Raw genomic sequence first — 7,860 nt, 5'->3', positions numbered from 1 at the left:
CGCACCCACCCCATACGACAACGTCGGCCTTCAAGACCACAACCGGGTCTTGAAGGCCGACATCACGCCAGGCCCCGGATTAACCAACAGCATCCAAGATCGGTCCGGGGCCTTTTGGCTGGTGCCCCCGGCAGGATTCGAACCTGCGACACCCGCTTTAGGAGTTTTCCCTGGGTGGGGCTGTGACCTGCGGAAACGATGACGGCAGGGCGCCTGGCCTGGGAAAACGTTCCTCTGCAGTTCTCACGTGTTCGCGGGCTATCCCGGCCTTATGTGTGCTGGATCCGTTCCGTGTGAGCCCGATGTGACGGCATGGGGTCAGCCTGCATCGGGTCTGGCATGGCGGCGCTGCTATGGGTGAGGATGCGGTTGACCTCGGCGCGCAGTGTCGTCCAGTCCGGATGCTGGATGCGCACCTTCGTATCGACGCTCACGGCCTCCGCCTGCTGGAGCAGCGACAGGGTCTGCGCGACGCTCGTTGGCTCCTTGCTCACGGAGTCACCGAACGAAATCCGGGAACGCTGCGGTACGAGCCAGGTCCCCGGCAACGCTACTCCTTGCCCCGGGGATCACGTTTTTTGCCTTCACGGCTGTGACGTCGGGCCCAAAGGCCACGACCTGATCGCCGATCATCGACGGCTGCGCCGAGTAGCCGGCGGGGGTGCGGTCGGCTTGGTAACCCTTTCGGCGCGCCGTTTCCGGGCACCCCACGAGGCGCCGCCAATTTTTGGTCACGAAGCGATAACGCGACGCGTCTTGGCCTGTAGAGGTCGCGTACCAACAAGGAACATGGGAGAGCGGTAGCTCCCGTCGGTCCGACACACCACCGGGGAGCCGTGAAGGGGCGGTACCCGGGCCACGCGGTACGCGACCTCCAAGACGTCACCGACTCGAATACAGCACCGAGAAGCGGCGTGCGGGCCTGGGCTCTCGACCAGACCACCAATTCAGGTGGTCGGTCCGAGCCTGCCATTCCTCCGAACCGACCACCTTCTTAATTTGAAGGCGAGGCAGTTCGGATGGAAACGGTCGGTTGGGCAACCGCTGCGGTTGCTGCGCTCGGCGGGTGCGTCCTCGTACTGGGGTATGTCCTCGATCAAGTTCCAACGCTTGTGGGCAAGGCCGTACGCGCCATCGATGCGGTGCGCCGACTGCGTGATGAGTGGTACGGGAAGTGAACGCCGCGCCTGGTCAGCGCCACGTGGTGTCGTGCCCCATCCCGCTCGTCACACCTCCACAGCTATTCGTTTGGTGATGTCGTCCGTTCGCGTCGGGAGCGGACGAGCTCCATCTGGCGCTGCAACTCTCTGACGCGCCGGGCGTCCTCCCTCTATGAGGATCACGCGCATACGTTTCGGAAACCTGTGCGAGTGGGGCCAGTCAATCGAGGGTGAAGCCTTCCCCCTCATCGGGCCGAAGAAGGCCCGCCCCGCCCTCACATAAGCCACGGGCAGATACCGAACGTTCCCTGTGGCCGGTCGGGGCTCCCGTGGCGTGTGCGAGGTCCCGTCATCCGCGAGGAGCTTTCCGCTCGTCCGGACGGGGGACGCGGGCTCAGTGACGCTGCCACACGACAATTACTACCTTACGTTAGGACGCGTAAGCGGAACGTGTTCGATGGTGAGAGGTGTGTTCGATGACGACTGTGGACAAGCCGTCCGTGGCTGACGCCGGGGTCGATCCTGAGCTGACGGGCATCAGGGCTCTGGGCTACAGCAACAAGCTGCCGACCGCGAGTGACTGGTTCTACTTCGACGGGCGGCTGAGGGTGCCGGCCGGGGTGAGGATCAAAGAGCTCGCCTACTCCGCCGCGCCCGGCGAGCCGGCGACCGACCGGGCAGCCGAGTCGCATCTGGCGGACGGACTGTCGAGTGCGTACGAAGTCATCGAGATCGCCATGCTCGACGACTACACGGACCTCATCACCTTCAGCCTGCGCACGGACCTGCGTCTCGGCCAAAGGCCCTGGAAGGACGGGGAGACCAAGGGCAAGATGACGGTTTCCCTCACCTTGACCGACGGCCGCAACAGGGAGGCCGTCGTCGACGTGGAGGTCCTCTCCACGATGCTCACGGACAAGACGGCGCGCAGCCAGCGCCCGTGGGTGCAGCTTCCGGCCGCCATCGCCGACGGGAAGCGCACCGGCAACGCCTGCTTCGGCTACGTCACGCCCGACGGAAAGATCCCGGCCGGCAAGTTCACCATCGACCTGGTCAATATCCGTGAGCGCGAGAAGATGACGAGCAACCACGCCGACCACGTGTACTACCAGCTTGTGCACCAGGACGGCTCCCCTTCACGCTTCACGCCGCAACCGGTCCGGCAGGCGGTGGGCGGCCACCGCTACTGCAACCCGACCGAGAAGGACCCGGGCCAGCCCTGGGCGATGCCGACGCTGGATCTGCACGCAAGCGGTGACACCCCCGGCTACTACCGGCTCCTCGTGTGGCCCCAGGCCACCGACGACCCCGGCGGCCCCACCAGCGCACTGAGCTGGGATCACACCAAACAGGAGGACGCCTTCCAGATCGGCAGCGTCTACTACCGCTACCACGCCCAGGGGAGCGGCACGTCCCACGACGGTCACAAGGAGAACGACAAGACGAAGACCGACGACCAGAAGAAGGACGGCGTCGCCGACGAGCACGAACTGGCCATCTTCCAGGTGACCGACGCGATCCCGCGCGTTCAGACGGACGGCAAGGAGTCGTTGCCCCAGTTCCTCTGCATCGCCATGACCTCCGCCGACGAGCAGCCGGTCAATATCGACAACCTCGTTGTGGAGGTCCACGCCCCCACCGGTCTCGTCTTCACCGGCGAGGCCGGCTACGCGTACTTCGACCGGCTGGAGAACTGGCGGTTCGTCGCGCCCACGGGGGTGATCGGCGAGCTGGAGGACGGCAATCGGACTCTGATCCTCAAGGGTCCGTTGCACCTGTTCACCAGCGACAAGGACCGGCCGTTCCTCGGCTACGGCCTTCATGTCGTGGCCGACAAGAAGGCCACGCCGGGGACGTACGACGACGGTCACGCGACCTTTGGCAAGCACCACAAGCGGGTCATGCTGACGGGGACCGTCATCGCCCCCTGAAAGCCCTCCAGAGGCAGTGGCCGTTCCGCCCGCACTCGGCTCCGGGCCTACCCACGTGGACCCGGAGCCGCGCTGCTCACACGTCGTCTGCCTTGGCGGGCGACGGCGTGTGCGCCTTCCACAGCAGGTCGAGGCTGGCCCGGCGGCGCAGCACCAGCACGTTCTCAAGGATTTGCGCGCCCTCCAGCGGCCCCACGGCCAGGCCCGTGTTCAGGACGGGCACGAGGAGGAAGTCGCTGAGTCCGGGCAGGGCCTGTTCGAGGCGCCAGACCTGGCCGGAGTCGCCGCTGCGCTTCTCGCTCATTTTGACCGTGGTGTTCTCCTCGCCCTCGGTGACCGAGAGGTACATCGGCTTGTCCAGGTGGTTCCTGATGCGTACGCCGTTGTCGACCTTCTCGAACTGCCAGATGCGGCCCAGGTTCGCCCCGGCCGCGTTGTGGTTGGGGCCGACGGCCGGCAGTCCCGCCTGCCACAGCCGCATTTCGGTGCCTGCGGCGGTGAGGTGGCCTCGGGGGGTGATGATGAGCCCGCTGGCCGAGTGGACGATGACCTGCTTCTTGCCGAAGGGGACGTCGGTCACAAGGGTGCCTTCCTGGAAGTGTTCCTGTTCCTGCTTGTGGTCGAAGCGCGGTCGGAGATGGACGACCTCGCCGTGCGCGTCGCTGAGGCGTAGCCGCTGGGGGTCGTTCGGCAGGTCGGCGAGCACCTCGTACTCGAAGACGCGGCCGGTGTCGGTCCTCACGGTCAGGTCGACGCGTTCTACCTGCCACACGTCGTGCGGGGTGAGGGCGGCGAACCGGACGTAGACCGGACAGCGCAGCAGATCCGCCAGGTACAGATGGGGGTCGCGCGGGTCGGCGCCGCTGCGGTCGCTGACGTCCGTGTCGGGGCCGCCAAGGACGATGGTGGTCGTCGCGCCCTGGGCGAAGTCGTCACCGCCCGTGCTGAGCGTGAATTCCCGTCCTGCGGCGCCGAGATAGACGCGGCCCGGGGTGCCGGCTCCGGGAAGGTCGCAGGTGCGGACGGTGATGCGGAGGTTGTCGATCAGCTCATTGGCCATGGCTGCCCTTCTGGAGTTCCGCCGCCTGGGCGGAGAGGGGGGACGCGTTGACTGTGCGTGACCGGGAGAGGCTGCCCATTACATATGCGAGAAATGAGCTACTCGCCCCAAAGAGTGACTCGCTGGCGGCCACGGTCGGCTCGGCTGCGTGTCCCGGCAAGGCCCAGTGCGTCAACCTGCTGCTCCGGTAGACAGGTTGAGGAGGAAACGGCCGGATGGTCGGGCATTCACTCTGCCGAGGGAGCCGTGAGGGCAGGAGTTCCTTGGGGCGACCGCAGGACGGGGGCAATTACCGAAAACATCTGCTTGTTACGGATTGCTACGGTCTGCCGCGTGGAGACGACGACTGTCACGGACGACCGGACGCCCGGCCCGCTGGGGCCGCGCGGGCCCTTCCCGCAGGGCGCCGGGGGCGGGCTGCGGCGTGGTCCGCTGGAGCGGCAGTGGCTGCACTACGCGTTCTTGTCCCGGTGCGGGAGCACGGCGGTGATCGCGAACCTGTCGGTGCTCGGCGCAGACCGCCCCAATGGCGAACCACACCGCCGGGCCATCGTGCTGGTGCACGAGAAAGACGGGGGCTGGGAGGCCAGCCAGTTCAACGCCCGCCAGCAGCAGGTGCCCTGGTCCTCCTTCCGGCTGCCGCAGCCTCGGAACGGGCCGGACGGGGAGGGGCCGTTCACGGTGGCAGCGGTAGCGGGATCGCCGACAGTCGACGTGCGGCTACGCACCACCGGCAGAGCCTGCACCTCGCAGTGCGCACCCTTCGGCGACGGGGAGTTCCTGCGGTGGCAGTCCGAGCCCGGCGTGGCGGGCAGCGGAGTGGTCACGGTACGGGGACGCCGCAGGAACGTGGAACTGACCGGCTACCACGAGCGCGTCCGGGGGCGCTGGAGCTGGCCGGCGCTGGGGGGCTGGGTTTTCGGCTTCGTCAACGCTCCCCACCAGGAGACCACTTGCTCGGGCGATGCGGCGGCGCTACCGCCGCCCGCTGCCGTCGTGTTCACGCTGATCCAGCCGCGTTTTCCCGCCGACGCCGCCAACGGATCGGTGATGCTCTGGCGCGAGGGCCGACTGTGGCGGCACTTCCCGAGGCGCTGTGTCCAGATGGCCGTGGACGGTGCGCTGGACCGCGACCGAGTGGTGTTGGTACCGCCGTTGGCCGGTCTGCTGGACAGCCCTGCCTGTGCGGTGGTCCCTGGGCGGCTGGTGATCAGCGCCCGGATGGGCCCGGACCATCTGCTGCTCGACTTCACCAGCGAGACGGCGGGACGGATCGCCAACCCCTGTGAGCGCGGCCTGAAGCCGTTCAGCGTCCACGAGACGCTCGGACCCTGCCGGGTGGAGGGCATGGTCTCCGGCCGGCGGATCGCGTTCGAGACCCGGGGAATCGTCGAGTTCGCCGGAGGAGCCGATGACCACTGACACCGGCACCCCGGCGAGCGCGGAGATCGGTCCGGGCACGGGCGCCGCGCTGCTGCGGCACACCATCGGCGCGCTGGCTGAACGGGCCCCGGCCGTGGTGGCGGCGGCGGCCGAGCAGATGCGCGGGCTGCGACTCGGCCTGTCGTTCAACGACGGTTCCGCCGCCACTCTGACCCCCCGCCACAGCCGCCTGGTCGTCAACGCCGGCCCTGCCCAGGACCCCGATGTCGAGGTGGTCTTCGACGACCGGGCCATGAACCTCCTCTTCGACCTCCAGTGCCGCCCGGTGGACCAGGTACTGCCCGGCAGCCTGGACGTACGGGGAGAGCCGGAGCGGGTCCTGGCGGTGTGGCGGGCGTTCACGCTGCTGTCCCAGCGCGCCTCGGGCCTGCGGTTCGTCCAGGAACTCTGGGAGGACTACCGGCAGCAGTCCCCCGCCCTGTGGGGCACCGACACCCGGACGGACCGGGGCGAGGCGCGCACCGATCCGCCGGAGGCAACCGGTTGGACCGCCCTGGACTACCTCAACCGTCACCGGCCCGCGCCGGCAACACAGGATGCGGCGGACGCCGGAATCGGCGGGCGGCTCGTGATCCCGCCCCGCCCCCTGTGGAGCGGCCATACCAGCACCCCCTGGTGGGAGGAACTCCCCCTCACCGACGCCGACCTCGTCGAAACCATGCGCACGGTCCGCGACCGCGTGGCCGACGAGATGTGGCATTTGATCCCGGACCGCGAGCCCCGCCGCGACCTGTACGACCTGATGCGTGAATACCCCGCCCGCCAGGGCAAGGGCCTGCGGCCCACCCTCACCGTCGCGGCCTGCGTCGCCTTCGGCGGCTCCGCCCAGGAAGCCGTACGCAGCGCGGCAGCCCTGGAGCTGTTCCACAACGGCTTCCTGGTCCACGACGACATCGCCGACGAGTCCACCCACCGCCGCGGCCTGCCCACCCTGCACACCGCCCACGGCGCGGGACTCGCGGTCAATGTCGGCGACGGCCTGAACCTGCTCGCCATCGACGCCGTCCTGTCCAACCTGGACACCCTCGGCCTGGCCCGAACCCTCGGCCTGATCCGCGAGACCCTCCACATGTGCAGGGAGAGCTTCGAGGGCCAGGCCATGGAACTGGGCTGGATCCGCCACCGCGAGGTGCCCGTCGAGGACGAGGCGTACTTCACCATGAGCACCAAGAAGACCGGCTGGTACACCTGCATCAGCCCCTGCCGCATCGGCGCCGTCTGCGCCGGCGTCACCGACCCCGCCGTACTGGACCGTTTCGACGAGGCGTTCCGGCTCATCGGCATCGCCTTCCAGATCCAGGACGACGTCCTCAACCTCATCGGCGACGAAGCCCTCTACGGCAAGGAAGCCCACGGCGACCTGTACGAGGGCAAACGCACCGTGATGCTCATCCACCTCCTCCGCACGTCACCCGACCTGTGGGAACACGAAATCCTGCGCCAGATCGTCGTACGCCCCCGCCCGGAACAGAGCACGGCGAGCGTCCGGGTCGTCCTGGAGGCGATGCACCGCCACGGCTCCATCGACTACGCCATCGCCCTCGCCGACGACCTCGCCGCCCGCGGCATCGACCACTTCGAACGCGACCTCGCGGTCATCCCCGAGAACCGGGGCAAAGCCGTCCTGCGCCAGATCGCCCACTACGTCACCACGAGGCCCCTGTGACCACCACGGCGCCCCAGCCACACCCCTCCGACGAGCAGCTCACCAAGGCCCTCGACACCGTGAACCACTGGTCGCGGGCCGCCCTGTGCACCCTCGCCCGGCACGGCGCCGCCCTGCGCCGCGACCACCCCGAACGTGCCCTGCACGTCCTCGACACACTCGCGCCCTGGCCCCCCTACAAAGGCGGCCAGTTCCTCTTCGACCTCATGGAATGGGAGGACTTCATGCTCGACGGCGACCCACCTCCCATGCTGCCTCTCACCCAGGCACTCGACATCGCAGGACGCCCGCTGCGGTGGCTGCGCACGGCCGTAGCCCACATCATCAGCACCTCCGCAGGCACCCGGACCCCTGACGACCGCCCCGGCCCGCAGGACCTGCCGGAGCTGGTGAGCAGCCGCTACCTGTACGCCGACCTCGTTCTCGGCACCTGGCGAGCTGGCGATCTGCTCTTGCAAGCCAGCGGCCAGACGGAGACATTGCTGGGTCACAACCCGCATTGAGATCTAGGTCGTGTCCGCAATGTCAGGGGAGCCAGAGTTGTAGGCAGGCGATGGTGACCAGGGCCTGGTAGTGGCGGGCGAGTTTGTCGTAGCGGGT

General features: G+C 68.1%; 6 protein-coding genes. 4 read left to right on the top strand and 2 right to left on the bottom strand.

All coding sequences use genetic code 11. From position 1 onward, the window contains the following. Positions 1-269 precede the first annotated feature (269 nt). On the bottom strand, positions 270-494 hold the full coding sequence (locus ACFZBT_RS40650) for a hypothetical protein (protein ID WP_391115623.1): 225 nt from the start codon (positions 492-494) through the stop codon (positions 270-272). Positions 495-1,636: 1,142 nt separating this feature from the next. Between ACFZBT_RS40650 and ACFZBT_RS40645 the strand changes: the two genes are divergently transcribed. Next, on the top strand, positions 1,637-3,091 hold the full coding sequence (locus tag ACFZBT_RS40645) for a hypothetical protein (protein WP_391115621.1): 1,455 nt from the start codon (positions 1,637-1,639) through the stop codon (positions 3,089-3,091). A gap of 76 nt (positions 3,092-3,167) precedes the next feature. On the opposite strand, the gene ACFZBT_RS40640 is transcribed toward ACFZBT_RS40645, so the two are convergent. Beyond that, positions 3,168-4,151 carry an RICIN domain-containing protein gene (locus ACFZBT_RS40640; protein WP_391115618.1) on the bottom strand — a complete coding sequence of 328 codons (984 nt, stop codon included), beginning with the start codon at positions 4,149-4,151 and terminating at the stop codon, positions 3,168-3,170. Positions 4,152-4,484: 333 nt separating this feature from the next. Here ACFZBT_RS40640 and ACFZBT_RS40635 point away from each other — a divergent pair, with 333 nt between their 5' ends. The 3 genes from ACFZBT_RS40635 to ACFZBT_RS40625 are packed head-to-tail and all read left to right on the top strand — an operon-like array spanning position 4,485 to position 7,763. Beyond that, the gene (locus tag ACFZBT_RS40635; protein ID WP_391115616.1) at positions 4,485-5,573 is read left to right on the top strand and encodes a hypothetical protein; all 1,089 of its coding nucleotides are present in this window, start codon (positions 4,485-4,487) and stop codon (positions 5,571-5,573) included. Continuing rightward, positions 5,563-7,260: a polyprenyl synthetase family protein gene (locus ACFZBT_RS40630; protein WP_391115614.1), complete on the top strand. Its 1,698-nt coding sequence runs from the start codon at positions 5,563-5,565 to the stop codon at positions 7,258-7,260. The genes ACFZBT_RS40635 and ACFZBT_RS40630 overlap by 11 nt, the downstream gene beginning before the upstream one ends. Then, positions 7,257-7,763 (top strand): hypothetical protein, encoded by a 507-nt coding sequence (locus tag ACFZBT_RS40625; protein WP_391115611.1) that lies wholly within the window; start codon positions 7,257-7,259, stop codon positions 7,761-7,763. Before ACFZBT_RS40630 ends, ACFZBT_RS40625 begins: the two co-directional genes overlap by 4 nt. The last annotated feature ends 97 nt before the right edge of the window (positions 7,764-7,860 follow it).

Origin of the sequence: Streptomyces sp. NPDC008137 (genome assembly GCF_042957035.1) — a bacterium.
Lineage (GTDB): Bacteria > Actinomycetota > Actinomycetes > Streptomycetales > Streptomycetaceae > Streptomyces.
Note: the sequence above shows the minus strand (reverse complement) of the source record. Positions and strands in the feature narration are given on the sequence as shown.